Source organism: Algibacter sp. L4_22, from assembly GCF_023473045.1.
Taxonomy (GTDB): domain Bacteria; phylum Bacteroidota; class Bacteroidia; order Flavobacteriales; family Flavobacteriaceae; genus Algibacter.
This window is the reverse complement of the sequence record NZ_JAMCOK010000037.1, coordinates 1-1,329: the sequence shown is the minus strand read 5'-3', so window position 1 is coordinate 1,329 and position 1,329 is coordinate 1. Positions and strand designations below refer to the sequence as shown.

At 31.2% G+C, this 1,329-nt stretch carries 2 protein-coding genes; both read left to right on the top strand.

Features of this window, described 5'->3' with window-relative positions:
- The first annotated feature begins 236 nt into the window (after positions 1–236).
- Positions 237–455, top strand: coding sequence for a hypothetical protein (locus M4I23_RS19460; RefSeq protein ID WP_249755520.1), 219 nt, complete (start codon positions 237–239; stop codon positions 453–455).
- Positions 455–757, top strand: coding sequence for a type II toxin-antitoxin system RelE/ParE family toxin (locus M4I23_RS19455; protein ID WP_249755519.1), 303 nt, complete (start codon positions 455–457; stop codon positions 755–757). The genes M4I23_RS19460 and M4I23_RS19455 overlap by 1 nt, the downstream gene beginning before the upstream one ends.
- Positions 758–1,329: the final 572 nt, after the last annotated feature.

Below are 1,329 nucleotides of genomic sequence, written 5' to 3'. Positions count from 1 at the left end.
ATTTCGTAAAATAAGTCCGACAAAAATAAACACGCATGCTAACATTGTATAAAAATAATGCTTAGTTTAGTGCCTAACCAAGAGTTAATGCGCGTTTGCTTGCATCTGATTTTCCTTCGGAAAATCCTCGCATACAAACCCGCAACTATTCTTATACATAAACGTTGTGTTTCATACTCACTCAAACGAATGAATAAAAACGCTTTTTGTATATTTGTTTTATTAATTTAAAGATTATGGACATTCAATCAACGAAAATAGAATTAGTAAAGACTATTTTATCTATAGAAAACAATGATTTTATTCAAAAAGTTGCTGAATTCATTAAGAATGAAAAAGCTGACTTTTGGACAGAGTTAAGTGTTGCTGAGCAAAATGAAATCAGAGAAGGAATAAATGAACTTGACAAAGGAAAAAGAGTTTCATATGATTCATTTTTGAAGAAAATATCTTAATGAAAGTATTTTTATCAGAACTTGCTGAAAACAAACTTCTAAAATTATCTGATTATATTCTAGAAAATTGGAATTTAAAAACACGTGATAAGTTTATTGAAAAACTGACAGAAAAAATCAAACAAATTTCTCTTCAACCTGAAAGTTGCCCTCAGTCTTCTGAATTTAAAGGTCTTTATAAGTGTGTAGTAACAAAACAAACAACTTTTTACTATCGAATTTCGGCAGAATTAAACGAAATTGAAATAATCACAATTTTTGACACAAGACAAAACCCTAATAAGTTGAGAAAAGACATCTAGGTCTAAAAACGTACGAAAACACAACAACAACATATAAAAAACATAGGGCTTTTGTGCTTAACCGATAAGGTCTGTGTTTATTTATAAAGTCGCCAAATATAAAATTTAGCATTTTCAACAAAAAAGATAAAAGCAAAATATTATATTTGGCTTAGTACCAAACCGAAATGTATTGCTTATCACCTGCCCTACGTTTCTTATACTGAACGTTGCCATTCATGGCTCACTCAGCTCTAAAAAATATATAAACGAGCTTAAAAGTGGTTTAAAAAAATCTCACTCAACTGACTTCTGACTATTCAAAGCGCAACTGTTGTGTGCGACTGACTTTACTCTTGCGAAAAAACATCTGACTTTTGACAAACGTAACGCAAGGTTTACTCACGACTGACTTTACTCGTGTTCTAAAATTCTAGGTTTTGAGAAATTAAACGCAAGTATTTTGTAAAATAAGCCCGACAAAAAATACCACGCATGGCAACATTGTATAAAAATAATGCGTAATTTAGTGCCTAATCAAGACTAAATGCGTGTTTGCATGCATCTGATTTTCCTTCGGAAAATCCTCGCAC

Excerpts from the sequence above, each read along its gene's own strand:
- M4I23_RS19460 (WP_249755520.1), top strand. The coding sequence starts at position 237 with ATGGACATTCAATCAACGAAAATAGAATTAGTAAAGACTATTTTATCT.
- M4I23_RS19455 (WP_249755519.1), top strand. The coding sequence starts at position 455 with ATGAAAGTATTTTTATCAGAACTTGCTGAAAACAAACTTCTAAAATTA.